The sequence below is a fragment of the Streptomyces sp. IBSBF 3136 genome, from assembly GCF_036815105.1.
Lineage (GTDB): Bacteria > Actinomycetota > Actinomycetes > Streptomycetales > Streptomycetaceae > Streptomyces.
Map to the genome: position 1 here is coordinate 19,849 of NZ_JAJSZC010000012.1, position 23,987 is coordinate 43,835.

Annotated in this window: 23 protein-coding genes and 2 pseudogenes; 14 read left to right on the forward strand and 11 right to left on the reverse strand. The window is 72.6% G+C overall.

Annotated elements, in window-relative coordinates:
* Positions 1 to 76: 76 nt before the first annotated feature.
* The gene (locus tag V7E45_RS04420; protein ID WP_443055936.1) at positions 77 to 664 is read right to left on the reverse strand and encodes a helix-turn-helix domain-containing protein; all 588 of its coding nucleotides are present in this window, start codon (positions 662 to 664) and stop codon (positions 77 to 79) included.
* Positions 665 to 782: 118 nt separating this feature from the next.
* On the opposite strand from V7E45_RS04420, the gene V7E45_RS04425 reads away from it, so the two are divergent.
* The 5 genes from V7E45_RS04425 (at position 783) to V7E45_RS04445 (ending at position 5,522) form a co-directional block, all read left to right on the forward strand.
* A complete protein-coding gene (locus V7E45_RS04425; RefSeq protein ID WP_333772733.1) occupies positions 783 to 2,183 on the forward strand; it encodes an MFS transporter in 1,401 nt (466 codons plus the stop codon).
* Positions 2,184 to 2,333: 150 nt separating this feature from the next.
* Positions 2,334 to 3,746, forward strand: coding sequence for a dihydrolipoyl dehydrogenase (gene lpdA / locus V7E45_RS04430; RefSeq protein WP_333772734.1), 1,413 nt, complete (start codon positions 2,334 to 2,336; stop codon positions 3,744 to 3,746).
* A gap of 14 nt (positions 3,747 to 3,760) precedes the next feature.
* Positions 3,761 to 4,282 carry a GNAT family N-acetyltransferase gene (locus tag V7E45_RS04435; protein WP_333772736.1) on the forward strand — a complete coding sequence of 174 codons (522 nt, stop codon included), beginning with the start codon at positions 3,761 to 3,763 and terminating at the stop codon, positions 4,280 to 4,282.
* Positions 4,283 to 4,424: 142 nt separating this feature from the next.
* Positions 4,425 to 4,640 (forward strand): DUF4177 domain-containing protein, encoded by a 216-nt coding sequence (locus tag V7E45_RS04440; protein WP_333772737.1) that lies wholly within the window; start codon positions 4,425 to 4,427, stop codon positions 4,638 to 4,640.
* A gap of 81 nt (positions 4,641 to 4,721) precedes the next feature.
* Entirely contained in the window at positions 4,722 to 5,522 is an 801-nt protein-coding gene (locus V7E45_RS04445; protein WP_333772738.1) for a thioesterase family protein, read from the forward strand.
* 26 nt (positions 5,523 to 5,548) lie between these two features.
* Here V7E45_RS04445 and V7E45_RS04450 read toward each other — a convergent pair whose 3' ends face one another.
* Together V7E45_RS04450 and V7E45_RS04455 are read right to left on the reverse strand one after the other, a co-directional pair.
* The gene (locus V7E45_RS04450; RefSeq protein WP_333772773.1) at positions 5,549 to 7,567 is read right to left on the reverse strand and encodes a discoidin domain-containing protein; all 2,019 of its coding nucleotides are present in this window, start codon (positions 7,565 to 7,567) and stop codon (positions 5,549 to 5,551) included.
* Positions 7,568 to 7,757: 190 nt separating this feature from the next.
* Positions 7,758 to 8,115, reverse strand: a pseudogene (locus V7E45_RS04455) (GNAT family N-acetyltransferase); the annotation flags it as partial.
* A 432-nt stretch (positions 8,116 to 8,547) separates the two neighbouring features.
* On the opposite strand from V7E45_RS04455, the gene V7E45_RS04460 reads away from it, so the two are divergent.
* Positions 8,548 to 9,678 (forward strand): sulfite oxidase, encoded by a 1,131-nt coding sequence (locus tag V7E45_RS04460; protein ID WP_333772739.1) that lies wholly within the window; start codon positions 8,548 to 8,550, stop codon positions 9,676 to 9,678.
* A 3-nt stretch (positions 9,679 to 9,681) separates the two neighbouring features.
* Here V7E45_RS04460 and V7E45_RS04465 read toward each other — a convergent pair whose 3' ends face one another.
* Complete coding sequence (locus V7E45_RS04465) at positions 9,682 to 10,446, reverse strand: hypothetical protein (protein ID WP_333772740.1); 765 nt, start codon at positions 10,444 to 10,446, stop codon at positions 9,682 to 9,684.
* Between the two features lie 275 nt (positions 10,447 to 10,721).
* Between V7E45_RS04465 and V7E45_RS04470 the strand changes: the two genes are divergently transcribed.
* The 3 genes from V7E45_RS04470 (at position 10,722) to V7E45_RS04480 (ending at position 13,286) form a co-directional block, all read left to right on the forward strand.
* Positions 10,722 to 11,426 carry a VanZ family protein gene (locus V7E45_RS04470; RefSeq protein WP_333772741.1) on the forward strand — a complete coding sequence of 235 codons (705 nt, stop codon included), beginning with the start codon at positions 10,722 to 10,724 and terminating at the stop codon, positions 11,424 to 11,426.
* A 68-nt stretch (positions 11,427 to 11,494) separates the two neighbouring features.
* Positions 11,495 to 12,187, forward strand: coding sequence for a response regulator transcription factor (locus V7E45_RS04475; RefSeq protein WP_333772742.1), 693 nt, complete (start codon positions 11,495 to 11,497; stop codon positions 12,185 to 12,187).
* Positions 12,180 to 13,286 (forward strand): sensor histidine kinase, encoded by a 1,107-nt coding sequence (locus V7E45_RS04480; protein WP_333772743.1) that lies wholly within the window; start codon positions 12,180 to 12,182, stop codon positions 13,284 to 13,286. The genes V7E45_RS04475 and V7E45_RS04480 overlap by 8 nt, the downstream gene beginning before the upstream one ends.
* Here the strand turns inward: V7E45_RS04480 and V7E45_RS04485 are convergent.
* Positions 13,267 to 14,186: pseudogene (locus tag V7E45_RS04485) on the reverse strand (LysR substrate-binding domain-containing protein). The gene V7E45_RS04480 and the pseudogene V7E45_RS04485 overlap by 20 nt on opposite strands.
* A 124-nt stretch (positions 14,187 to 14,310) precedes the next feature.
* Here V7E45_RS04485 and V7E45_RS04490 point away from each other — a divergent pair.
* Entirely contained in the window at positions 14,311 to 15,432 is a 1,122-nt protein-coding gene (locus tag V7E45_RS04490; RefSeq protein ID WP_333772744.1) for a diaminopropionate ammonia-lyase, read from the forward strand.
* Between the two features lie 66 nt (positions 15,433 to 15,498).
* On the opposite strand, the gene V7E45_RS04495 is transcribed toward V7E45_RS04490, so the two are convergent.
* From V7E45_RS04495 to V7E45_RS04510, 4 genes are all read right to left on the reverse strand, one after another.
* Entirely contained in the window at positions 15,499 to 16,068 is a 570-nt protein-coding gene (locus V7E45_RS04495) for a DinB family protein (RefSeq protein WP_333772745.1), read from the reverse strand.
* 33 nt (positions 16,069 to 16,101) lie between these two features.
* The gene (locus V7E45_RS04500; RefSeq protein WP_333772746.1) at positions 16,102 to 16,506 is read right to left on the reverse strand and encodes a VOC family protein; all 405 of its coding nucleotides are present in this window, start codon (positions 16,504 to 16,506) and stop codon (positions 16,102 to 16,104) included.
* Between the two features lie 120 nt (positions 16,507 to 16,626).
* Complete coding sequence (locus V7E45_RS04505) at positions 16,627 to 16,842, reverse strand: hypothetical protein (protein WP_333772747.1); 216 nt, start codon at positions 16,840 to 16,842, stop codon at positions 16,627 to 16,629.
* 888 nt (positions 16,843 to 17,730) lie between these two features.
* Positions 17,731 to 18,132, reverse strand: a complete 402-nt coding sequence (locus V7E45_RS04510; RefSeq protein WP_333772748.1) for a VOC family protein — start codon at positions 18,130 to 18,132, stop codon at positions 17,731 to 17,733.
* A gap of 170 nt (positions 18,133 to 18,302) precedes the next feature.
* On the opposite strand from V7E45_RS04510, the gene V7E45_RS04515 reads away from it, so the two are divergent.
* The 3 genes from V7E45_RS04515 (at position 18,303) to V7E45_RS04525 (ending at position 20,547) form a co-directional block, all read left to right on the forward strand.
* Positions 18,303 to 18,863 (forward strand): winged helix-turn-helix transcriptional regulator, encoded by a 561-nt coding sequence (locus V7E45_RS04515; protein WP_333772749.1) that lies wholly within the window; start codon positions 18,303 to 18,305, stop codon positions 18,861 to 18,863.
* A gap of 119 nt (positions 18,864 to 18,982) precedes the next feature.
* On the forward strand, positions 18,983 to 19,489 hold the full coding sequence (locus V7E45_RS04520) for an SRPBCC family protein (RefSeq protein WP_333772750.1): 507 nt from the start codon (positions 18,983 to 18,985) through the stop codon (positions 19,487 to 19,489).
* Positions 19,489 to 20,547, forward strand: a complete 1,059-nt coding sequence (locus V7E45_RS04525; RefSeq protein WP_333772751.1) for an LLM class flavin-dependent oxidoreductase — start codon at positions 19,489 to 19,491, stop codon at positions 20,545 to 20,547. The genes V7E45_RS04520 and V7E45_RS04525 overlap by 1 nt, the downstream gene beginning before the upstream one ends.
* Before the next feature lie 150 nt (positions 20,548 to 20,697).
* Here V7E45_RS04525 and V7E45_RS04530 read toward each other — a convergent pair whose 3' ends face one another.
* A complete protein-coding gene (locus tag V7E45_RS04530) occupies positions 20,698 to 21,996 on the reverse strand; it encodes an MFS transporter (protein WP_333772752.1) in 1,299 nt (432 codons plus the stop codon).
* A 301-nt stretch (positions 21,997 to 22,297) separates the two neighbouring features.
* Between V7E45_RS04530 and V7E45_RS04535 the strand changes: the two genes are divergently transcribed.
* A complete protein-coding gene (locus V7E45_RS04535; RefSeq protein WP_333772753.1) occupies positions 22,298 to 22,666 on the forward strand; it encodes a nuclear transport factor 2 family protein in 369 nt (122 codons plus the stop codon).
* Between the two features lie 252 nt (positions 22,667 to 22,918).
* On the opposite strand, the gene V7E45_RS04540 is transcribed toward V7E45_RS04535, so the two are convergent.
* Positions 22,919 to 23,650 (reverse strand): dienelactone hydrolase family protein, encoded by a 732-nt coding sequence (locus V7E45_RS04540; RefSeq protein WP_333772754.1) that lies wholly within the window; start codon positions 23,648 to 23,650, stop codon positions 22,919 to 22,921.
* Between the last annotated feature and the right edge of the window lie 337 nt (positions 23,651 to 23,987).

Below are 23,987 nucleotides of genomic sequence, written 5' to 3' on the forward strand. Positions count from 1 at the left end.
CCCGCGTGCATCTCGGGGACGACCTGCGGTTATAGCGTTGCGTTCAACCAAATCGGCGTCGCCGTGCCGCCGTAGCTCACTCGGCGGCCGGCGGCCTCGCGCGGACGACCGCCTGATCGCCCCGCGGGCCGAAGAGATGCAGGATTTCCACCGGTGTTGAGCCGGCCGGCCCGAACCAGTGCGGTTCCCTCGTGTCGAACTCGGCCACCTCGCCCGGGCGGAGCAGGTGCTCCTGCGCGCCGAGGATCAGGCGCAGTTCGCCCGCGAGGACGTAGAGCCACTCGTGGCCCTCGTGGCTCACCAGCTTCGGCTCCCGGGGAGCCAGCAGATGCTTGAACACCTGCACCCGGCCCGGATACCGGGTCAGGGGCACCACGACATCGGCGCGGCCCTTGCGCACCGGCGTCAGGTGCACGCGGGGATCGCCGGTGGCCGGCGCCGCCACCAGGTCGTCCAGGGCGACCCGGTGCGCACGCGCGAGCGGGATGAGCAGGTCGAGGGTCGGGCGCCGCTTGCCCGACTCCAGCCGGGACAGCGTGCTCACCGACAGCCCGGTGGCCGCCCCCAGTTGCTCGAGCGTGAGGCCCCGGTCCCGGCGCAGCGCCCGCAACCGGGGTCCGATGCCGTCGAGTACCCGTTCCAGTTCCTCGTCCACACGGCACAGTGTCCGACGGGCGGCGCGCGGCACCCACCTTTTTGCGGTTTCCGCAAGTTCGCTCGCCGCCCCCCGCCGTCCTCGCCGAGCCTGACCGGGCACTGCTCCCGGACCTGAGAGGCCGACCATGACCACGACGACTCTTCCCTCGGCGCCGCCCGCGCTGAGCGCCCGCGGACGGTGGACGGTGCTGGCCGTCTGCTGTCTGAGCATGTTCCTGGTCGGACTTGACACCACCGTCGTCAACGTCGGCCTGCCCGCCGTGGGGCGCGGCCTGGGCGCCGGGACGCGGAGCCTGGAGTGGACCGTGGACGCCTACACCGTCGTCCTCGCCGGTCTGCTGATCTCCTCCGGCGCGCTGGCCGACCGGTTCGGACGCCGGCGGGTGTTCCGGTCCGGGCTGGCGGTGTTCGGCGTGGCCTCGCTGGTCTGCGCGGCGGCGCCGTCGGTGGGCGCGCTCGTCGCGGCCCGCGCGGTGCAGGGCGTCGGCGCCTCGATGCTCAGCCCGGTCGCGCTCGCCATCGTGGTGAACGCGATGCCCGACCCGAGCGAACGGGCGCGGGCGATCGGCGTCTGGGCGTCCGTGTTCGGCCTCAGCATGGCCGTCGGCCCCGTCACCGGCGGCGCGCTCGTCGACTGGTTCGGCTGGCGGTCCCTGTTCTGGATCAACGCCCCGGTCGTCGTGGCCGCCCTGGTCCTCAGCGCGCTCTTCGTGCCCGAGTCCCGGGCGGCCAGGCCGCGACGGCTCGACCTGCCCGGGCAGGCCCTGCTGGCCGTGGCCATGGCGACCGGGGTCGGCGTCCTCATCGAGGGCCCCCGTATCGGATGGACCTCGCCCGCCGCCTGGGCCGCCTGCCTGGTCGCCGCCGCGGCGACGGCGGGATTCGGGTGGGTGGAGTCCCGCCGGGCCGAGCCCCTGATGGATCCGCGCCTCTTCCGCGGCCCGGCCTTCACCGGCGCCGTCCTGGGCGCGGTGGCCGTCTTCGTCGCCCTGAACACCACCCTGCTGCTGAACACCTTCTACCTCCAGCACGCCCGGGGATTCACGGCCCTCGAGGCCGGGACGGCCACCCTCCCCATGGCCGTCGGGGCGACCGTCTGCGCACCCTGGTCGGGCCGTCTGGTGGGGCGGACCGGGCCCCGGCTGCCGCTGCTCCTGGCGGGCGGCTTCCTCGCGGCCGGCGGACTCTGCCTGACCGGGCTCGACCGGCACACCAGCCTGTACCTGATCCTCCTCGCCCACCTGCTCATCGGCATCGGGTTCGGCTTCGCCAACGCGCCCATCACCGACACCGCCGTCGGTGGACTGCCGGCCGCCCGCGCCGGCGTGGCGGGCGCCATCACGTCCACCGCGCGCCAGCTCGGCTCCGCGCTCGGCATCGCGCTGGCCGGCGGCCTGGTCGCGGGCACCGGACCCGAGGGGCTCGCCCGCGCGTCCCGCCCCGGCTGGCTGCTGGTCGCCGGCTGCGGACTGCTGGTGCTCCTTCTGGCCCGCGCCTCGCGCTCCGGAACGGACCGTCGGGCGTGAACGCGCCGGCGTCCACGGACCCGTTCCGGACGACGCCCGGCAAGATCGACGAGAAGCGGTTGCGGTAGCCGGTCCGGCGCGTGGATGATCCACACAAAGGGCGGCCGATCCCGTCCGGTGCCCGTACCGCTCCACGAGAGGACACACCCCATGCCCGAGCTGGACGAACGCTTCGACGTCGTGGTCCTCGGAGCCGGACCCGGCGGCTACGTCGCCGCCGTCCGGGCCGCGCAGCTCGGCAAGCGCGTCGCCGTGGTCGAGGAGAAGTACTGGGGCGGGGTCTGCCTGAACGTGGGCTGCATCCCCAGCAAGGCGCTGCTGCGCAACGCCGAGCTGGCGCACATCTTCACCCGCGAGGCGAAGACCTTCGGCATCAAGGTCGACGGACAGGTCTCCTTCGACTACGGCGAGGCCTTCCGTCGCAGCCGCAAGGTCGCCGACGGCCGGGTCAAGGGCGTCCACTACCTGATGAAGAAGAACGCCATCACCGAGTTCGACGGCCGCGGCACCTTCCTGGACCCGCACACGCTGGAGGTGGCGGGCTACGACGGCTCGACGCGCACCATCGGCTTCGAGCACTGCATCATCGCCACCGGCGCCACGCCGAAGCTGCTCCCCGGCACCCGCCGGACCTCCCGGGTGGTGACGTACGAGGAGCAGATCCTCGCCGAGGAACTGCCGGAGTCCATCGTGATCGCGGGCGCCGGCGCGATCGGCGTGGAGTTCGCCTACGTGCTGCACAACTACGGCGTCAAGGTGACGATCGTCGAGTTCCTGGACCGGATGACCCCGCTGGAGGACGCCGAGGTCTCGGCGGAGCTCGCCCGCCAGTACCGCAAGCTGGGCATCGACGTGCTGACCTCCACCCGGGTCGACGCCATCGACGAGTCCGGCCCGCGGGTCCGGGTCACGGTCACCGCGAAGGACGGCTCGCAGCAGGTCCTGGAGGCCGACAAGGTGCTCCAGGCGATCGGCTTCGGCCCGAACGTCGACGGCTACGGCCTGGACAAGGTCGGCGTGCGGGTGACGGACCGCGGCGCGATCGACGTGGACGGCCGCTGCCGCACCTCCGTGCCGCACGTCTACGCCATCGGCGACGTCACCGCGAAGCTGATGCTCGCGCACGCCGCCGAGGCCATGGGCATCGTCGCCGCCGAGACCATCGCCGGCGCGGAGACCATGGAGCTGAACTACGCGATGATCCCCCGCGCCACCTACTGCCAGCCCCAGATCGCCAGCTTCGGCTACACCGAGGCCCAGGCCCGGGAGCTGGGCCACGACGTCAAGGTCGCCAAGTTCCCCTTCACCGCCAACGGCAAGTCGCACGGCCTCGGCGACACCACCGGCTTCGTGAAGTTGATCAGCGACACCAAGTACGGCGAACTGCTCGGCGGCCACCTGATCGGCCCGGACGTCACCGAACTGCTGCCCGAACTCACCCTGGCCCAGCAGTGGGACCTGACGGTCCACGAGGTCGCCCGCAACGTCCACGCCCACCCCACCCTGGGCGAAGCGGTCAAGGAGGCCGTGCACGGGCTGGCCGGCCACATGATCAACTTCTAGGCCGGGGTACCCGAATGGATGATCTACGTCTCCGCCCGGCCGGCGAGACCGATCTGGCCGCCCTCGTCCGGCTCCGCGACGAGGCGGCCCGCTGGATGCTCGACCGGGGCGTCACAGGGCAGTGGCGGCCCGGAGAGCTGGGCGAGGACCACTTCCGCCGGGTCGCGGCGCACGGCGAGGTGTGGCTCGCGGAGGACGGTGACGGGCGCCTCGCGGGTGCCTGGGAGCTGTGGTGGCAGGACGAGGACGCCTGGGGACCGAGGCCGCCCGTCGCCGGTTACGTGCACCGGCTGATGGTGGACCGGCACGTCGCCGCCCCCGGCACGGGGAGGCTGCTGCTGAGCGCCGCCGAGGACCGGGTGGCAGCGGTGGGACGGTCGTGCGTACGGCTGGACTGCCTGGCCGGCAACGCGCGGCTCAACGCCTACTACCTGAAAGCCGGTTACCGCGTCGTGGGCCGCAAGGAGGGCAAGCCGCAGCCGGGCGGGGCGCCCAAGTCCTTCACGCTGCTGGAGAAGGAGTTCGGGCACAGGTGACGGGGCGGTGCCTTCGGCCCCTCACCTCACGCCCTCCGGCAGCCGGCCGGCCCGCTCGCCGATCGCCCGCGATCTGATCCGGCGGGAGTGATTGACTGACCCCGGCAACCGCAGGACCGACCCGTCAGGAGCACCGGCAGTCATGAGCGACGCGCAGGCTTACGAGTACAAGGTCGTCACCTTCCGGGAGTCGCTGGTGGGCGACGCCCTGGACAGCGACAAGCTGGAGAAGGTGCTCAACAAGCACGCCGAGGACGGCTGGGGGCTGAAGGCGATCACGTCCGCCGACGTGAAGGGCCGCATCGGGCCGGGCGCGGTGGGAGGCCTGCTGCTCACCTTCGAGCGGCCGCGCCGGTAGCGATCCGGCCGGCCCTGCCAGAGTGAGCAAGCGCTTAGTAGCATGGTCGGCGGACAGTCGTGCGTGTCAGGAGGGACCACCATGCCCGTGTCGGATGCCGAGGCCTTCTACGAGCGGGAGGCCGCGGAGCGGTTCCTGCCCACCCGGTACACCCGGGGGCCGTGGGACGCCGCCTCCCAGCACGCCGGTCCGCCGGCCGCGCTGCTCGCCCTGGCCGTCGAGGAACGGCAGGGCGCACGGCCGGACATGCGCATCGCCCGGCTCACGTACGAGATCATACGGCCGGTCCCGATCCGGCCGCTCACCGTGACCACGCGCGTCCTGCGCGCCGGCCGCAGCGTCGAACTCGTGGAGGCGGCACTCGCCCCCGACGGCGGCGAGCAGGTGATGCGGGTGACGGCCCTGCTGATGCGGACGGTGCCGGACTCGGTGCCGGACGTCGCGCCGGGGCCGCGGGTGCCCGGGCCCGGGGTGGTGCCCGAGAAGGCGTTCTTCCCGGTCCCCTGGGAGCAGGGTTACCACACCGCCATGGAGGTGCGCTTCGCCGCGGGCTCGTTCCTGGAGACCGGGCCGGCGACGGCGTGGATGCGGATGCGGGTGCCCCTGGTCGCGGGCGAGGAGGTCAGGCCGCTCAGCCGGGTGCTGACCGCCGCCGACTCGGGCAACGGCATCAGCGCCGAACTGGACTTCAAGCGCTACGTCTTCGTCAACAGCGACCTCACCGTCAGCCTGCACCGTCACCCCCAGGGCGAGTGGGTCTGCCTGGACGCCCGGACGATGGTGGACGGCGCGGGCATCGGGCTCGCCGAGTCCGCCCTGCACGACGAGAAGGGGCCGCTCGGCCGCAGCACGCAGAGCCTGTACGTGGCGGCGCGCGCCTGAGCCGGCGGCGCCGCCAGGTGCCGCCCTCAGCCGCTGTAGACGCCGACCTCGTACAGCGAGTAGCCCCACCGGGTGCCGCGCTGCGTGCCCGTGACGCGGACGTAGCGGGCGGGTGTGCCGCTGAACCGCGCGGTGTCGAGACCGCCGTCGCCGCTGGTCGTGGACCAGGCGGTGCGCCAGTTCTCGCCGTCCGTCGAGAGGTCGACGCGGTACGCCTTCCCGTACGCGCGTTCCCAGTCGAGCGTGACCCGCTTGACCAGGTGGGTCGAGCCCAGATCGATCCGCAGCCACTGGTCGTCGCTCCAGCCGCAGGCCCAGCGGGTGTCCCGGGACCCGTCCACGGCCCGGCCCGCCGCGTAGCTGGTGAACGGGTTCCACTCGGTCGAACTCGCTGTCGCCGCAGCCCCCTTGGCGAGGTCGACACCCGCCTGGTGCCGCTCGGTCGCCCCCCAGGTGTCGAGATAGGACTCGGCGCCCCGGAAGAGGTCGTCCACCACGTCCTGCCCGCCCACGAGCCGGATGTCCTCGATCCAGTCCGGCACCAGGCCGTAGTGCGCGGCGCCGTCCGTGTTCAGGTCCCAGGTGCGCCGGCCCGTGGTCTGCCGGTCGATGAGGGAGCCCCCGTCGACGCTGCGGAACGGGTACTTGACGGGATCGGCGGTGTCGGCGCCGCGTGGCCCCGGCCAGCCGCCCACGCCGTTCATGTCGGTGCCGTAGCCGTATCCCACGCCGTACTTGTCGCGCAGGGCCTTGGTGCGCCTGGCCTCGGCGGTGAATCCCTCGGAGCCGTTCATGTACTGGGCGATGAAGCCGCCCAGGCCGTAGACCCGCTCGGTCCAGTTCAGGTCCATCCAGCTGTGCGAGGAGATCACGCCGGGGTAGGACTCGGTGTCGAGGATGTCGAGCGCCCGGCCGACGGCCTTCACGCTCATGTGGTCGATCTCCAGCATCATGTGACGCTTCATCATGCCGCGCACGGCGTACTCGCCGAGGTCGGTCAGACCGCGCGTGTTGCACTGCGCGTCCGCGGAGTAGGCGGGGACGGCGACGCCCGCCGGGAGCTTCGCCTCGGCCTCGGACGCCGTCGCGTTGCCGATGGGGTTGTCGGCTTGCGGCCCGGCGCACTTCTCCGTCTTCCAGAAGGTGCCGGTGGACAGGAACTGCCCGACGTTGATCGCCGTGCCCAGGGTGCCGGAGTCGAAGCGCACGCCGCACAGCGCGTTGTCGAACTTGTGGCACAGGAACATGCTGCGCACCCCGAGCCCGTACAGCTCGTCCAGGCCGGCGTCGATGTCGTGCCGGTCGCACTGCGGCACGTCCAGGATCTGCTTGCAGCCGAACGGTTCGGAGGTCTCCACACCGAGGACGACCGCCAGTTTGCCCTGCTCCACGACCTCGCGGGCCTGCGCGCTGTCGGTGACGATCCGGAACCAGCCCTTGCCGGGACCGCCGTACATGTCGTCGACGAAGTCCTGGAGGTCGTACGTCAGCTTCGCCTGGAGCCGGATGGACGTCATCTCGTCGCAGCCACGGTCCTTGAAGAAGTACACCGAGCAGATGACGCCGTTGGTGACGAGGTCGTTGACCAGCACGCGCTGGCCGCCGCGCCAGGCGCGCTCCACCCAGGCGTAGTAGTTCTGCTGGTGGGTCAGCGAGTCGTGGGCGGGCCAGTCCTTGAAGGTGGGCCAGCCGACCGGGTCGTGCCTGCCGTCACCGCCCTTGGTGATGAAGTCGAAGACGGCGAGCGAGCCGTCGGGGTAGTGCTCGGGGCAGTCCTTGAGCGCGTCGGCGACACCGGCCCGGGAGAACGGCTTGCCGCAGATGAGGCGACCGCCGAAGCCCTCATTGGCGAACATGTGGTCGTGGGCGTCGACGAAACCCCGCACCCTGCCCTGGGCGTCCGTGCCCGTGAACGGCTCGCCCGTGACGTCGATCTGCGAGTCGGGCGAGGGGCGGGAGACCGGGTTCCACCAGTCGCCGTCCGCCGCGGAACTCGGCGTGGGGCTCAGGACGGCGGTCAGCAGGAGGAGCAGCAACGACACCATGCCGATGTCCCTGCGTCGGCGGTCCGGGCTTCTGCGTACGGTCACAACCCACGTTCCCTCGGTCGGCGGGATGGCGCGTCGACGGACCCGGGCGCACGGATCCGCGGACCCGGGGTCCCTCGCGCCATGGCTCGGATTGTCATGTACGACACAAGGTCGCCCCTGAGGGTCGCCGCTGCGGCCGAAGACGTCAAGAGCGCGGCGGGGGTGATACCTGAGCGGTTTCCGGCTCGTCGTAGGAGAAGGCGTACCCGGTGAAGTCGGCGACCGGTACGTATCCGATGCGCTGGTATAGGGCCGTTGCTGGTGCGGTTGGCCGGGTTCGTGAACAGCACGACGTCCGTCGCGCCCGCGTCCAGCGCCGCCTCGCTGACCGCGACCGTCACGGCGCCCGCGTAGCCCCGGCGGCGGAGGTGGGCGGGGGTGTGGACGGGGTCCACCCGGACCATGCCGGCGACCATCGGGGTCGAGCCGGCCATGGAGACCGGGGTGCCGTCCGGCGTCTTCCAGAACGTGAAGCGCGTGTCGCCGAACCGCGAGGCGCGCCAGGCGGCCTCGTCCGCGGACGGGTCCCGCCGGTCCGGCCCGGACCGTGCACGGCCACCGCGGCCCCTGCCAGGAGGTCCTTCGCCACCCAGGACCTGGACCAGGCGCTGTACGTCGCCGCCGAGGCCGCGGTCCGCAGACTCGCCGAGCACATGGTCGCCCGCTCTCCGGGCCAGGGTCCTGCCGTCGACCTGGTCACCCACCAGGCCGGACTGCGGGACCGGATCGACCCCGCCCGGGGGAGCAGATTCCGCTCGGGCGGTGTCGACGGGACACCACTCGGCCTTCGCCTGCCCGAGCGAGCCGTGGCCGAGGGACGAGTCCGCGCGGCGCGGGGGCCGACGGCCACTGAGGCGCGGCTGGGCCAGGGCCGCACCGGACGGCCCGCCTCCACCGGTCATGCGCGAGCGCCGGGTGAGGCGAATAATCGGAGCATGGGGCGCGGGCTCTCCGACGTGAGCGCTCCTGCCCGGCTGGCCGCGACAGGCGAGGGGCTGGGGCAGGACGAGCTGGCGCTGGCCGCCCGCAATCACGGTCTGCCCCTGGAGGCCATGCGCTACGACGTGACCCCGCCCGGCCTGCACTACGTCCTGACCCACTACGACATCCCGTACGCGCCGGACGAGACCGCGTGGCGGCTGTCGGTGAGCGGCTGTGTGCGCCGCGCGCTGGACCTCTCCATGGAGGAGCTGTGCGCCTACCCCGCCGTCACCACCCGCGTGACCCTGGAGTGCGCGGGCAACGGCCGGGCCCTGCTGTCACCGCGGCCGGTGAGCCAGCCGTGGCTGGTTGAGGCGGTGGGCACGGCGGAGTGGACCGGGGTGCCCCTGCGGCTGCTCCTCGACGAGGCCGGCCTCGCCCCCGACGCGGTCGACGTCGTCTTCACCGGCGCCGATCACGGAGTGGAGCGCGGTGTCGAGCAGGACTACGAGCGCGGCCTGCCCGTCGACGTCGCCACCGCCGAGGAGCCGGGCGCGCTCGTCGCCTACGCCATGAACGGCGCGCCCCTGCCGCCCCAGCACGGCAGGCCGCTGCGTCTGGTGGTGCCCGGCTGGTACGGGATGGCCCAGGTGAAGTGGCTGCGCGCCGTCACCGTCGTCGACACCCCCTTCACCGGTTTCCAGCAGTCCGTCGCCTACCGGATCAGGCGACGTCCCGAGGAGGCGGGGGAGCCGGTCACCCGTATCGTGCCCCGGGCGCTGCTGATACCGCCCGGCTTCCCCGACTTCATGTCCCGCACGCGGGTGGTGGCCCCGGGCCCGGTGCTCCTCGAAGGCCGGGCCTGGTCGGGCCGCGCCCCGGTGACGTCGGTGGAGGTGAGCACCGACGACGGCGCGCCCTGGGTACAGGCCGAACTCGAACCCGACCGTGGGCACCGCTGGGCCTGGCGCCGGTGGACCTGCGGCTGGTTCGCCGAACCCGGCGACCACGTCCTCAGCGCCCGCGCCCACGACGGCGCCGGCAACACCCAGCCACTGGACCAGTCCTGGAACCGGGGCGGCTTCGCCAACAACGCCGTCCAGCGCGTGCCGGTGTGCTGCCGGGACTTCGCCGACCCGGAATGACGATCAGTCGCTCACCGCACCGGCGGTGTAGAAGACGGACGTGCCCTGCTTGGTGCGCTGCGCCTTGTTCTTGGCCACCAGGTTCTCCAACGAGGTGCGCACGACGGTGGGCTGGATGCCGCGCTCGGGGTGTGCCTGGTCGAGTGCCTGGGCGACTTCCGAGGCGGAGCGGGGTTCCTGCTGACCCGTCAGGTGCGTGAGGACGAGCTCGATCAGCGTCGGCCGGGCCGGCTTCGCCGCCGTCGCCTCGCCTGCCGCCTTCTCGGCCGTCGCCTTGTTCGCCGTAGCCTTCTTGGCCGGTGCCTTCTTGGCCGCGGACTTCGCGGCCGGCGCCTTCGTGGCCGCGACCTTGTCGGTCGTCGCCTTGGGTGCCGTGGCCGTGGCCTTGTCAGCCGGTGCCGCCGCGGGCGCGGACTTGGCGGACTTGTCCGTCGGCGTCTTCGCGGCCGTGGACCTGTCGGCCGTCGCCTTCTTCGCCGGCGACTTCTCGGCGGTCGCCGCTGCCGCGGTCTTCTTCCGGGGCGACGGTACGACGGCTCCGTCGTCGTGGCCGGCCCGGGGCGCGGCGGCGGGGACCGCGAGACCCAGCGCCTGCTGCATGTTCACCAGCAACGTGTGGTCGTGCTGCAGGGAGACCAACTGCTCCTGCAGCGCGGCGAGTTCAGCGGCGACGCGGTCTTGTTCCTTGACGTTGCGCTCAAGGTCTGCGGCAACTTGGTCGACGTACTGCGCCGTCAACTCGGTGGCACGAGCCGTGTTTTCGGACATCCTTCGCTCCTCGGTCGGTAGCCGGTTCGGACCCCCCTATGGGCGGTGCGACGATTCGGAGAAGAACTGCGCAACTGTCCCAGAGCAGCGATAGTACGGGTGACGCACCCCGTTTTTCCCATGTCCGGGAAAACGCCCTCCGTTCGGTGGGTCGATATCGCCTGTGAGTCGTTGTCCAGGACCGTTCCCCCGACAGGCCGCCCGGACTCCATGTATCGCGCGCGTATCGGAAATCGCATACGTCGCCGCAACCGCCCTCCGTCTTTCATGGAGACATGAACCACACATCGTTCCCGTCGGTACCGCCGCACCGTACCCGTGGGGTCGTGCGCCTGGCACTGGCGCTCCTCGGCCTGGCGAGCGCCGTGTTCGTCGTGCGCCGGCCGCTCATGATGTCCGCCCCCATGTGCATGGCCGGGCGGTGGCACGGCTGCTTCGACACGTTCAACGGTGTGGTGCTCATGATGCTGGTCGCCCTGCCGTTGTCCGCGCTGGTGGTGTGGGCTCTCGCCCGCCGTCGGCGGGCCACCGGCGACACGTCGGCGTGGCGCACGTCGCTGGCCGAGGTGGGCATGGTGCACGGGACGGTGCCGTTCGTCTGGTTGACCATGATGCCGGGCGCCGGGGCCGGCACCGTCCCCGGCCGGGTGAGCCTGGTACCGCTGCGGGACCTGGTCACGATGGGACCGCTCGGGATCGCCGGCAACCTGCTCGTCTTCGCGGCACTGGGGTTCTTCGCCCCGATGCGGTTCGCGGCGCTCGCGTCCCTGCCGAGGGTCCTGGCGCTCGGAGCGGGCTGCTCGGCCCTGGTCGAGACCGCGCAGTACGTCCTGCGGCTCGACCGGGTGTCCTCCGTGGACGACGTCCTGGTCAACGCCACCGGTGCCGTGCTGGCCGCGCTGGCGTCGCGCCACTGGTGGCGTACTCGGGCGAAGACGCCGGCGGACCGGCCCCGCACCGCGCCGGCACCGGCGGGCTGAGCCGAGTGTCCGGCGGGGACACGGCCTCGCATACGCCGGCGATACGGCGCGCTGCCTAGGCTTCGGACATGCGCGTACTGATCGTGGAGGACGAGCCCTATCTGGCGGAAGCCGTCCGTGACGGTCTGCGGCTGGAGGCGATCGCCGCCGACATCGCCGGCGACGGACACTCGGCCCTGGAACTGCTCGGCGTCAACTCCTACGACCTCGCGGTCCTCGACCGTGACATCCCCGGCCCCTCCGGCGACGAGGTCGCCCGGCGCATCGTCGCCTCCGGCAGCGGCATCCCGATCCTCATGCTCACCGCAGCCGACCGGATCGACGACAAGGCGTCCGGGTTCGGGCTCGGCGCCGACGACTACCTCACGAAACCGTTCGACCTGCGCGAACTCGTCCTGCGGCTGCGGGCGCTCGACCGCAGACGCGCGCACGCCCGGCCCCCGGTCCGCGAGGTCGCGGGCCTGCGACTCGACCCCTTCCGCCGGGAGGTCTTCCGCGACGGCCGCTACGTGGCACTCACCCGCAAGCAGTTCGCCGTGCTGGAAGTCCTCGTCGCCGCCGAGGGTGGGGTCGTCAGCGCCGAGGAACTGCTGGAACGGGCCTGGGACGAGAACGCCGACCCCCTCACCAACGCCGTCCGGATCACCGTCTCCGCCCTGCGCAAACGGCTCGGGGAACCATGGGTCATCGCCACCGTGCCGGGCGTCGGCTACCGCATCGCCAGCGGCCCGCGCAACGACCCGGGCCACACGCATGCGTAGACGCGCGGGGCTCAGCGTCCGCCTGAAACTCACCCTCAGCTACGCCGGGTTCCTCGCCGTCGCCGGCGCCCTGCTGCTGGCCGTGGTGTGGATGTTCCTGCTGCGCTACGTACCCGACAACACCAGGGGCCTGCTCGGCATCTCACCCAACCGCTACCTCCTCGTGCGCACCTTCGCCCCCGCCGCTGCCGTGGCGATGGCCTGCCTGCTCACCTTCGGCCTGGTCGGGGGATGGATCCTGGCCGGCCGTATGCTCGCACCCCTCACCCGGATCACGGACGCGGCACGGACGGCCGCGAGCGAGTCGCTGTCCCACCGGATCCGGATGAAGGGCCGCCAGGACGAATTCCGGGAACTCTCCGACGCGTTCGACTCGATGCTGGAACGACTCGACTCCCACGTCGCCGAGCAGCGGAGGTTCGCGGCGAACGCCTCCCACGAACTGCGCACCCCGCTGGCGATCTCGCGCACGCTCCACGACGTCGCCCGCAAGGACCCCACGCGTGACCGGGGCGAACTCGTCGAACGCCTGCAGGCGGTCAACACACGGGCCATCGACCTCACCGAAGCGCTCCTGCTGCTCAGCCGCGGGGACCGAGCGAACTTCATCCACGAGGAAGTCGACCTCTCCCTCCTGGCCGAGGAAGCCGCCGAAACACTGCTGCCCCTCGCCGAACAGCGCCGGATCACCCTCGACGTCACCGGCGGGACCGCCGGGACCAGCGGCTCCGCGGAGCTCCTGCTGCGGATGGTGACGAACCTCGTCCAGAACGCCGTCGTCCACAACCTCCCCTCCGGCGGTGCCGTGACGGTCCACACCGAGGCGCGGGGCGGGACGAGCGTGCTGCGGGTGGAGAACACGGGGACGCCGGTCCCACCGGAACGGGTGCCGACCCTCACCGAACCCTTCCGGCGCGGAGCGGAGCGCGTACGCACCGACGAGCACGCCGGTGTCGGCCTCGGCCTGGCCATCGTGCGGAGCGTCGTCCGCGCCCACGAGGGGACCCTCGACCTCGCCGCCCGCCCGGCGGGCGGGCTGCTCGTCACGGTCCGGCTCCCAGGTTCTGGCGGGCCGCCGTTCAGCCTCGGGCGGTGCTGAGCGTGACCGCGCGGAGGAGAGCGGCGCGGCAGGCCAGGACGGCCGGGTGCCGGCTGCGGCCCCGGCGGACCACGGTGAAGATACGACGCGTGCGCTGCCCCGGGGGGAGCGGCCGCAGCGTCACCGTCGCCGGCCGTCCGTTCCAGAGGAGGTCGGGGAGGAAGGCGGCGGCATGGTTCTGCTCGACCAGCCGCAGGTGGAACAGCAGGTCGGTGGTCTCGAACCGCACGTCGGGCTCGAAGCCGGCGGACCGGCACAGGGACATGGCCCAGTGCCGTGCGGTCGTCCCCCCGGGTTCCATCACCCAGGGGTGGCCCGCGAGGGAGCGCAGCGCCGCCATCGCGGTCTCGGTCCCAGGCCCGTCGGCCGCCTCGGGCACCGCGAGGCGGAGCGGGTCGTCCAGGAGGTCCTCCTGATCGAGCTCGGCGGGGCGCGGGTCGGGGTTGCCCGGGTACTCCTCGGCGAGCACGAGGTCGAAGTCACGGGCCCGGAGGGCGGACAGGGCCCGCTCCGGTTCCATGTGCGTGACGTGGAGGCGCAGGTGCGGGTGCAGGTCGCGCAGCAGCCCGAGCGCGGTGGGGACCAGGGCGAGGGCGGCCGTCTGGAACGAGGCGACGCGCAGGGTGCCGGTGAGGTCGGTCAGCGAGGCGCGATGTCCGCCTCCGCCCGCTCCAGACGTTCGAGAACGGCCTCGGTGTGGGCGACGAGGATCTCCGCCTGCTCGGTCAGCCTGACACGCCGCCCGACCGGCTCCAGCAGCGGGACGCCGACCTCGGACTCCAACTGGGAGAGCTGCTGGGACACCGAGGAAGGCGCGTACGACAGGGCGGCGGCGACGGCCGCGAGGGTGCCCCGGTGCTTGAGCTCGCGCAGCAGACGCAGTCGGTGCAGGTCGAACATGGCCGGGCCACCCTCTTCCGGTCACCGCGCGGCACCCGGCGAAACCGAACAGTCGGTTCTTCCGATGAGTACAGGTCGGAAACATCCGCTGGACCGATGATAGACGCTGCCGGAGTCTGTACGTGTGCCCGAGAACGCTTCCCCCGCCCGCACCCTGCCCTGGCTGGCGCGGCCCGCCGCCCGCCGCTGGCGATGCGCGCCCGCGCCCGCCGAGGTACGCGCCTTCCACGCCTCGCTGGCCGACTACTTCCCCACACCGCTGACCGAGCTGCCCGAGCTGGCCGGGGAACTGGGAGTCGGGCGCGTCTTCGTCAAGGACGAGTCGTGCCGCCTCGGGCTGCCCGCGTTCAAGGCGCTGGGAGCCTCCTGGGCGGTGCACCGCACCCTTGCCGAGCGAGCGGCGAACGGAGCGGGGGCACGGCCCCTCACCCTGGTGACAGCCACCGACGGCAACCACGGCCGGGCGGTGGCCCGGACGGCGCGCCGGCTCGGGCAGCACGCCCACGTCTTCGTCCCCCGTGGCGTACACCCCGAGGCGGTCGCGGCCATCGTCGCCGAGCAGGCGAAGGTCACCGAGGTCCCGGGGGCCTATGACGAGGCCGTCCGCCTGGCGGCCGACGCGGCCACCGCCCCGGACACGGTCCTGGTCCAGGACACCGCCTGGCCCGGCTACGAGCGCATCCCGGCGTGGATCGTCGAGGGCTACTCCACCCTCTGCGCCGAGATCGACGAGCAGTTGGCGGCCGCGGGGGCCGGCGATGGCCCCGGCCTCGTCGCCGTACCGGTGGGAGTCGGGTCACTGGCCCAGGCCGTGGTCACGCACTACCGCAGCCGCCGCTCCAGCCCCGCGCCCGCACTGCTGTCGGTGGAGCCGGAGACCGCCGCCTGCGTCCTGGAGAGCCTCGCGAGCGGCGGGCCCGTCAGCGTCCGCACCGGGGAGACCACCATGGCGGGCCTGAACTGCGGCACCCCCTCCAGCATCGCTTGGCCCTGCCTGTACGGCGGCCTTGACGCCGCGACCGCCGTTCCCGACGCCGCCGCGGCCGGCGCGGCCGCCCGCCTCGCCGCGCTGGGCGTCTCCTCGGGGCCGTGCGGAGCGGCTGCGCTCGCCGGCCTGCGCGCGGCACTCACCGGAACGGGCTCCGGAGACCGGCGTACGGCCCTGGGGCTCGATCCGGCCTCGGTGGTCGTGTTGCTGAGCACGGAGGGTACGGCCGCGAACCCGCACTCCGCCGCCGGCGCCTGACGACGCCGGAAGCCGGCCGGCCTGCGCTGCCGGCCGGTTCCGGGGACGCGCCAGGCCGTCCCGGTCCTACTGGCCCACCCTGCCGTCGACGCACTCGCGGAGCAGATCGGCGTGCCCGCAGTGCCGGGCGTACTCCTCGACCCGGTGGATCAGCAGTTCCCGTACCGCGATGCCGTCCTTGCCCAGCCGCTCGCCCAGGTCCGGGTGCTCGGCCAGGGCCGCGTCGGTCGCTGCCTGCTCACGCTCCAGATCGGCGTACGACGCCTCGACGACGGCCTGTTCGGCCACGGCCCCGTCGAAGTCGGCGTCCCGCTTGCCGTACAGCTTGGGCAGCGGGTCACCGTCGGTGATCCAGTTCCGCCAGTCCCGCTCCACCTCGGCGAGGTGCCTGATCAGCCCGAGCAGCGACATGGTCGACGGCGGAACGGAGCGGCGGGCCAGCTGCTCCGCGTCCAGACCCGCGCACTTCATCCGCAGGGTGATGCGGTAGTTCGTCAAGTAATCCTCGATCGTGGCGAGTTCGCCCTCCGGAGCGGGGCCCTCATTCTCCCTGGGGTCGTCGTCGGGATCGGTCCACATGTCGGGGTAGACGGTCGCCTGGGTCCACCGCGCGGGTTGATCAGTCATGCGTCGCATGCTCCTCGGTGCCGGCGCCGACGCGCCACCGAGTTATCGCGGCGGGGCGGACACCGGCAGGGTGGGGAGCCGGGCGGGCAGGAGGTGGAACTCGTTGCCCTCCGGGTCGGCCAGGACGTGTCGGCTCCGCTCGCCGGTACGGCCGGCGTCGACGGGCGCGGCGCCGAGCGCGAGCAGCCGCTCCAGCTCGGCCTCCTGGTCGCGGTCGGTGGCGCTGACGTCCATGCGCAGCCGTGGCCTCTCGGGCCGCGGGTCGCCGCTGGGGCTGACGACGAGGGTGGGCCGCGGGCCGCCGAAGCCGATGTCCGGGGGCCCGATCTCGATGCTGCCGTCGTCCTCCCGGCCGAGCTCGACGTAGCCGAGGACCTCGCTCCAGAACGCGGCCAGCCGCTCCGCGTCGGCGGCTTCGAGGACCAGCTCACTGATGCGGCATGCCATGGGTGTCAGTGTAGGTGGAGCGCTGAACAGCGCCTTTCCCGGCGGCAGTTGCCGTCGTGCGGCGCACCTCGCCGATGCCCTCGCCCGCGTGGCGGGGTGGGGTGGTTCGGGACGAGCGCCCTACTCCGCCTCGCGTTCCAGCACCCGGCGGGCGGCCTCGGCCTCCGCTGCCGGTGGCGACAGCTCGTCGAGGGTGTCGAGTTCGTCGTCCGCCTCGAGCTCGCGTTCCCAGGCCGCCGCGAGCCGTTCCTGCTCCTCGCGCGGGCTTTCGCCGACGGCCTGCCGGTGGTCGGGGTCCAGGGCCGCCAGGAATCGCGAGACCGGGTCCGTCGGCATGCTGCTCTCCTTGTCGGCCGGGAAGGGTGCCGCTTCCGGCCCAGCATGGCGAACGGTCCCCGCGTGGTCGTCGCCGACACGGCCTGGGGCCACCCTGATGGCCCTGCGCGCCACCCGCCGCCCTCGGCGGCGGGCGGGGGACAAGTTGAGTAGTCCCCATCCCTGGTCGGCCGCGGGCGGCCCGCGGAGACTGTCCGGGACCAGTGACCACCACGTCCCCGAGGCACGGGGCGCCGGGGGAGGGCCGGATGGCCGTGACTGCCGACGCGGGGCCGAAGCCGTGGTGACCCGCCGGCTCGGAACGTGTCCGCCATGTCAGTCGCGGACACGGCCGACGGTCGCGGACGCGACCACCGCCGCTCGGTACGGCGAGCCGTCCTCGGGCCGCCGTCCGGGCGCCGCAGTCCACGGACGCGGCGTCATCCCCCACACCCGCACAGCCGAGAGCCCGAGACGACGGCCCGCACTCCGCGGGACGTCCGGACGTCGCCGGGCCCGGCAGTGACGTTGGACCAAGGAACCCATGAAGCGTTCACCCCTCTCTCCCCGCACCCCCTTGCCGGCACCGTTCGGTGTCTCACCACCGATCCCACGTTCGTCGGCAGGGTGGGTGAACCGGAAGGGATACGCCGGATCCTGACGTCCGAGCACAGGGCACAGGGCACACGGCGTCCTCGTCGCCGGCCCGGCCGGCATCGGAAAGACCCGTCTGCTGCACGAGGCGCACGGCCTCGCCCGCGACCGTCTACGGCCGTGCGGACACCACGTCCCTGAAGTGCTGCCCCCTGGAGATCAGGGCGTAGTCTAAGGACGTCCGCGACCTCCCGGTCACCGTGGCGGAACCGGCGACCGGAAGGGCGCCCCGGGGCGCGGCGGACACCCCGTCGCTCAGGAGTCGACGGGCTCCTGATGACTGCCGTACGGGCGCGTGATGATCTCCATGCCGTGGCCGGCCGGGTCCAGGAAGTACAGGCCCCGGCCGCCGTGGTGGTGGTTGATCTCGCCCGGCTGCTTCAGGCGCGGGTCGGCGTAGTACTCGATTCCGGCCTGCCGGATACGGGCGAACGCGGCGTCGAACTCGTCGTCGGAGACGAGGAACGCGTAATGCTGCATGACGATCGACTCCGCCGGGACGGTGGCGAAGTCCAGGGTGACGCCGTTGTCGGTGGCGACCGGAACGAACGGGCCCCATGCGGCGCCGGTCTCGAGTCCCAGGACGTGCGCGAGGAAGTCGGCGGACTCCCGGTTGTCCCGGGCGTGGACAATGGTGTGGTTCAACTCGACTGACATGTGTGGAATGCCTCCGTAAGGCAATCTCACGGGCACCTCCATGCCTCACCCGGCCGGTGACCGACACGCGATGCCGTACGGCGATGCTAGCAACACCCGGACCGGGCCGCGCCCGCTTCCACCGCGTCCCGCAGCCAAGTTTTTTCGTGAGACTCACTATCGTAGGGGCCATGAAACGAACGTCTTTCGCCAACTGGCCGTGCTCCATCGCGCGGACCCTCGACCTGCTGGGTGACCCCTGGACGCCGCTCGTCGTGCGGGAGGCGTTCTACGGCATCCGCCGCTTCGACGAGTTCCAGCGGGAACTGGGCATCGCCCGCAACACCCTGACCGACCGGCTGCGCGGCCTGGTGGACGAGGGGGTGCTGGAGAAGCGGCCCTACGAGAGCGAGCCACCGCGCTACGACTACGTCCTCACGGAGAAGGGGCGTGAACTGTTCGGCGTGCTGGCCGCGATGTCCCGATGGGGTGACCGCTGGCTCGCCGGCGAGGAGGGCGTCCCGGTGGTGTTCCACCACGACGCCTGCGACCACGACGCGACCGCCGACGTGGTGTGCTCCGTCTGCCGGAAACCCCTGCTGGCCCAGGAGACCTCGATGCGCCTCGGACCCGGCTATCCCGAACGGCTCAGGAGCCGCCCGGACGTGCGCCGCCGGTTCGGCCTGGATGGGACTCGGGACTCGGCGGCGGGCTCCGCGGCCGGTTCGGCGGAGGGTCGTCCGCAGGGCTGACGGCGGGAGGACCACCGACGCCGACTGCAACGCCGCCTCGTTCCGGGGTCCTTGACAGGTAAGTCTTATGACGCAACTCTGTGGGGCACATCCCTGGGTGACGGAGGAGGACGGCGGACTTGGAGTGGACGGGCGCACGGTACGCGGACACACCCACCATCGAGGTACGGACCTGGATCGACGCCCCACAGGCGCGCGTGTGGGCGCTGGTGAGTGACATCGCCCTGATGCCGGCCATGAGTGAGGAGCTTCAGGCGGTCGAGTGGCTCGACGGCGCCGAACGACCCGCTGTGGGGGCCCGGTTCACGGGCCGCAGCAGGCACCCAGCGCTGGGGGAGTGGTCGACCACCTCCCATGTGATCGAGTGCGAGACGGAACAGGTCTTCGCCTGGGCCGTGGAAGACCCCTGCCACCCCTCCGCGACCTGGCGCTTCCGCCTCCGGCCACGGGACGGTGGTACGGAACTGACCCAGTGGATGCGACTGGGCCCCGGTCGTTCCGGGCTCTCGACGGCGATCGAGCGCATGCCGGACAAGGAGCAGAAGATCGTGTTCGTGCGGCTGCGCGAGTTCGAGCGGGCCATGACCTCGACCCTCGAGGACATCAGGAAGCGGGCGGAGGCGTGATGCGCACGGCCACCACGACCGAGGCGTCGGGCTTCGGGAACTGGACCGAGCAGGCGGACTACGTGGTCGAGGCGGAGAAGCTCGGCCTCGACATCTGCTGGGTCGCCGAGGCATGGGGCTCGGACGCCCCGTCCGCGCTCGGCCATTACGCCGCACGCACGGACCGCATGCTCCTCGGCTCCGGTGTCATGCAACTGGGGACGCGCACCCCGACCGCCGTGGCGCAGACCGCGATCACGCTCTCCAACCTGTCCGGCGGGCGGTTCCTGCTCGGCCTCGGCGCCTCGGGCCCGCAGGTGATCGAGGGACTGCACGGCATCCCCTTCGCCCGGCCGCTGCGCCGGATGCGAGAGACCGTCGAGATCGTCAAGCGACTGCTCGACGGCGGCAAACTCTCCTACTCCGGCGCCGAGTTCACCATCCCGCTGCCCGGCGGCGAAGCGGTCCCGATGCGGCTGTCGATGCGGGCCGAGCACCGTGTCCCCGTCTACCTGGCCGCGCTGTCCCCGGCCATGCTCCGGCTGACCGGGGAGCTGGCCGACGGCTGGCTCGGCACCAGTTTCGTGCCCGAGGGCGCGGCCGACGCCTACTTCGCCCACCTCGACGAGGGGCTGGCCCGCAGCGGCCGTACCCGTGCGGCCCTGGACGTCTGCCAAGGCGCCGAGGTCGCCTTCGCACCGGACGAGGAGGCCCTCGGCGCGATGACCGCCGGGCGCAGGAAGGAACTGGCCTTCAGCCTGGGCGGCATGGGATCGGCGTCCACGAATTTCTACAACAACGCCTACAGCCGCCAGGGTTGGGCCGAGGTCGCCGCCGAGGTGCGCGAGCGCTGGCAGGCCGGCGACCGGGAGGGCGCGACAGAACTGGTGACCGACGAGATGGTGCTGGGCACGACGCTGATCGGCACCGAGACCATGGTGCGCGAGCGGCTGCGGGTGTGGCGGGCCGCCGGCGTCGACACCGTGCGCCTCTACCCGGCCGGGGACACCCTGGAAGCCCGGCTGGCCACCCTCGCCCGCGCCATCGAACTGGTCCACGAGGTCGACGGCACGCCCTGAGCGGCGGGCCGGGGCCGAGGGCGGGGCGGACCGTCGCTGACGCCCGGTGTCGTAGCTGAGTCCGGACGGCGGGTGGCAGCAGGCGGCGGCAGCGGGGTGAGACCCCGCCGTGGGCCTGCGCGGCATGCCCCCAGCGCCGCCCACCACGCCTCATCGCCCGCTAGCGCTGGACGCGCTGTTCGTGCGGGACGCGGTGGCCGCGATGGCGGGCAGCAGGGCGAGGGAGAGGGCGCCGGCTGTCAGGGTGAGTACCGGGTAGCCGGCGGCCGAGACGACGGCGCCCGAGGTGAGGGCCCCGGTGGCGCCCGCGACGGCGATGGAGACGTCGACCATGCCCTGGGTCCTGGCGCGGGTGGCGAGCGGCAGGGCGTCGGTGATCATCGCGGTGCTGGAGACGAGGCCGAGGTTCCAGCCCAGCCCCAGCAGGACGAGCGCGAGGGCGAGCAGCGCGACGGAGCCGCCGGGGGCCACGGCGGCGGTGATCCCGGCGGCGAGCAGGGTGAGGCCGGACGCGGCCGCGATCGCGGTGCGGCCGTAGCGGTCGACGAGCCAGCCGGTCAGCGGTGACGGCAGGTACATCGCACCCACGTGCAGGGCGATGACCAGGCCCGACGCGGCCGTGCCATGGCCGTGGTCGCGCATGTGCACCGGGGTCATCGTCATGATCGAGACCATCACGAGCTGGGTGACGATCATGGTCAGCGCGCCCGGCATCAGCCCGGGACCGCGCCGTTGCGCCGGGGCCGGCTCGACGCGTCCGGCGCTTCGCGCCGCCGTGGCGGCGGCCGCCTGCCGCTGCTCGTCGAGGCGACGGGCGAGCAGCAGCGGGTCGGGGCGCAGCCAGAGTGCCAGGACGAGGGCGGCCAGCGCGTAGGCGGTACCGGAGAGCAGGAAGGGCCCGGCCAGGGCGGGGATGCCGAAGGAGTGGGCCAGGGCACCGGTGGGGGCGGCGAGGTTGGGGCCCACGACACCGCCGACCGTGGTGGCGACCAGGACGGTGGAGACGGCACGCGCCCGATGGGCGGGGGCGGCGAGGTCGGCCCCGGCGTAGCGGGCCTGGAGGTTGGTGGCGCTCCCGGCGCCGTAGACGAACAGGGCGACGAGCAGCAGGACGGGATCGCCGGCCACGGCGGCGGCGATGACACCGGCGCTGCCGACCGCGCCGGTGAGGTAGCCGGCCGCGAGCCCGGGACGGCGGCCACGCGCCTGCGAGACACGGCCGACGGTGACGGCGGCGAGTGCCGAGCCGGTGGTGAACAGGGCGCTGGGCAGGCCCGCGAGACCGGTGGAGCCGAGCATGTCCTGCGCGAGCAGCGCGCCGACGGTGATGCCGGCGGCGAGCCCCGCACCGCTGAGGACCTGCGAGGTCACCAGTACGGTCAGGACGCGGCGTTGGGCCTCGGACTGCGGGGATATGCCGGAGCCGGTGGCTGAGGCGGTGCTCGTCACGGGTGGACTCCTTCCGGTGAGCCGGCCGAGGCCGGGGGGGCAGGGCGGCGCCCGGCGCAGTGCGGAGGGGGCGGCGCCGGGCCGGGCAAGGTGTTCGATACCCAAGCCGGCGCGAGGAGCGTACGACCCGCTGCCCGCCGCCCGCCGCCCGCCGTCTCCGTCATTACCTGAGCGGTAATCGCGCGGCCGGGCGAGGCGCGGCAAGGTGAGGGCATCGGGTTCCGAGCCGGCGCACTCCGGCTCGGGCCCGGGCCGACCGGCCGGAGACACCGGCCACTTCACCGAGAACGGGAGTCCCGCCATGTCGATCCACACCGCTGCCGTCGCCCGCTACTTCGAGGCCTGGAACGCCACCGACGCCGACGCGCTCGCCAAGGCGGTCGCCGCCGCGTGGTCGGAGGAGGGTTCGTACACCGACCCGATGGCCGACGTGCGCGGCCACGAGCAGATCGCCGCGGTCATCGGCGCCGTGCACGAGCAGTTCCCCGGCTTCGAGTTCAAGCAGACCGGTGAGGTGGACGGCAACCACCACATCGCCCGCTTCAACTGGGAGCTGGTCTCCGCCGCCGACGGCTCGGCACCGGTCGCCGGCTCGGACGTGATCACCCTCGCCGAGGACGGCCGGATCACCTCCGTCCTGGGCTTCCTGGACCGGCTCCCCGAGGCGTGAACGGCCGCCCCTGAGGCGATCCCGTCACGAACCGGTGTCGGTGCGCTGCGACAGAGGCCCGTCCCAAAATCCGTACATCGAGATCCTGAGGGGGACGTCTGCCATGGCAGGCGGTGCGCTAGGTCGTGTCCGTAAAGTCCCGCCTGCCCCACGACGCCCGCCCTCCCGGCGGACGACGGGACTTCGCGGACACGACCTGGGGCCTGTCGCCAAGGTGGCCTCCGCCGCGCGCGCACACGGCGACCGGCGGCGTCAGCTCAGGTGCCGGGCGAAGAACCGTACGGTGCTGTCCACTTCGAACGCCGGCAGCTCCCCGTGCCCGCCCGGGTTGGCGTGCAGCGTCTTCTCGGTGGAGGCGAGGGCGTCGAACAAGGCCAGGCCCTGCTCCCGCGGCACGCGCTCGTCGTCCCACTGCAGCAGGAACTCCACCGGGACGGTGATCCGCGCCGCGACCTCGGCGGAGGCCGACGCACCGCCGAGGCCCAGCACGGCGGCGCGCACCCTGGGCTCGGCGGCGACGAACGGCACGCCGAGGCCGCAGCCCAGGGACACACCCCAGTAGCCCACGGGCCTGGCCCCGACGTGGTCGAGCCGCTGGACGGCGTCCAGCACCCCCTGCCATTCCGGGACCGTCCGGCGGGCCACGAGGGCCTGGAAACCGGCGATCAGCGGAGCCAACTCGGCCCCGGCGGCCACGCGGGCCTGGTTCTCGGTGGCGATCCGGTCCAGTTCATCGTCGATCGGTCGGTCGCCGTGGCCGGGTACGTCGACCGCCACCACGGCGAAGCCGCATTCGGTGACGAAGCGGCGCGCACGGGTCACTACGTCGGCGTCCTTCTTGTGCCGGCCGCCCCCGTGTCCCATCAGGATGAGGGAGCGAGCGCCGGCGGCACCGTCCGGCGTCCACAGCACGCCGGGAAGCCCGTCGAGGATGAAGAGTTGTTCGCGGACGCCGTCGGACGTCGTCTCGGAGATGAAGCGCATAGCGATCCAGGCCTTTCAGGTGCCTGTCGCGGGCACTCCCCGGGCCATGCGGTGGAGGGAGGCCCGACCTGTCTTAGTGTTGATCGGTCTCACCTCCTCGGTGCGCAGCGGTGCACGGCGACACGGAAGATACCACGGAGGATCGCGTACGCCCCGGGACCGAACTCCCGCCGACGTCTGTCCGGCAGACCACGGACAACAGACCCGGAAATCTTGATCGTTCCGATATTTCCGCAGGTAGGCGTTGTGCGCCTGACCTGGATACTCTCGGCCCCTCGATCCCCGTTTTCCCGTGAGCACGGCCGTGCGCGCGAGCCGCGCCCCGGCGAGACAGGAG

Coding starts and splice junctions, on each gene's coding strand:
- V7E45_RS04425 (WP_333772733.1), top strand. CDS start 783: ATGACCACGACGACTCTTCCCTCGGCGCCGCCCGCGCTGAGCGCCCGC.
- lpdA (WP_333772734.1), top strand. CDS start 2,334: ATGCCCGAGCTGGACGAACGCTTCGACGTCGTGGTCCTCGGAGCCGGA.
- V7E45_RS04435 (WP_333772736.1), top strand. CDS start 3,761: ATGGATGATCTACGTCTCCGCCCGGCCGGCGAGACCGATCTGGCCGCC.
- V7E45_RS04440 (WP_333772737.1), top strand. CDS start 4,425: ATGAGCGACGCGCAGGCTTACGAGTACAAGGTCGTCACCTTCCGGGAG.
- V7E45_RS04445 (WP_333772738.1), top strand. CDS start 4,722: ATGCCCGTGTCGGATGCCGAGGCCTTCTACGAGCGGGAGGCCGCGGAG.
- V7E45_RS04450 (WP_333772773.1), bottom strand. CDS start 7,567: ATGGTGTCGTTGCTGCTCCTCCTGCTGACCGCCGTCCTGAGCCCCACG.
- V7E45_RS04460 (WP_333772739.1), top strand. CDS start 8,548: ATGGGGCGCGGGCTCTCCGACGTGAGCGCTCCTGCCCGGCTGGCCGCG.
- V7E45_RS04465 (WP_333772740.1), bottom strand. CDS start 10,446: ATGTCCGAAAACACGGCTCGTGCCACCGAGTTGACGGCGCAGTACGTC.
- V7E45_RS04470 (WP_333772741.1), top strand. CDS start 10,722: ATGAACCACACATCGTTCCCGTCGGTACCGCCGCACCGTACCCGTGGG.
- V7E45_RS04475 (WP_333772742.1), top strand. CDS start 11,495: ATGCGCGTACTGATCGTGGAGGACGAGCCCTATCTGGCGGAAGCCGTC.
- V7E45_RS04480 (WP_333772743.1), top strand. CDS start 12,180: ATGCGTAGACGCGCGGGGCTCAGCGTCCGCCTGAAACTCACCCTCAGC.
- V7E45_RS04495 (WP_333772745.1), bottom strand. CDS start 16,068: ATGCGACGCATGACTGATCAACCCGCGCGGTGGACCCAGGCGACCGTC.
- V7E45_RS04500 (WP_333772746.1), bottom strand. CDS start 16,506: ATGGCATGCCGCATCAGTGAGCTGGTCCTCGAAGCCGCCGACGCGGAG.
- V7E45_RS04505 (WP_333772747.1), bottom strand. CDS start 16,842: ATGCCGACGGACCCGGTCTCGCGATTCCTGGCGGCCCTGGACCCCGAC.
- V7E45_RS04510 (WP_333772748.1), bottom strand. CDS start 18,132: ATGTCAGTCGAGTTGAACCACACCATTGTCCACGCCCGGGACAACCGG.
- V7E45_RS04515 (WP_333772749.1), top strand. CDS start 18,303: ATGAAACGAACGTCTTTCGCCAACTGGCCGTGCTCCATCGCGCGGACC.
- V7E45_RS04525 (WP_333772751.1), top strand. CDS start 19,489: ATGCGCACGGCCACCACGACCGAGGCGTCGGGCTTCGGGAACTGGACC.
- V7E45_RS04535 (WP_333772753.1), top strand. CDS start 22,298: ATGTCGATCCACACCGCTGCCGTCGCCCGCTACTTCGAGGCCTGGAAC.
- V7E45_RS04540 (WP_333772754.1), bottom strand. CDS start 23,650: ATGCGCTTCATCTCCGAGACGACGTCCGACGGCGTCCGCGAACAACTC.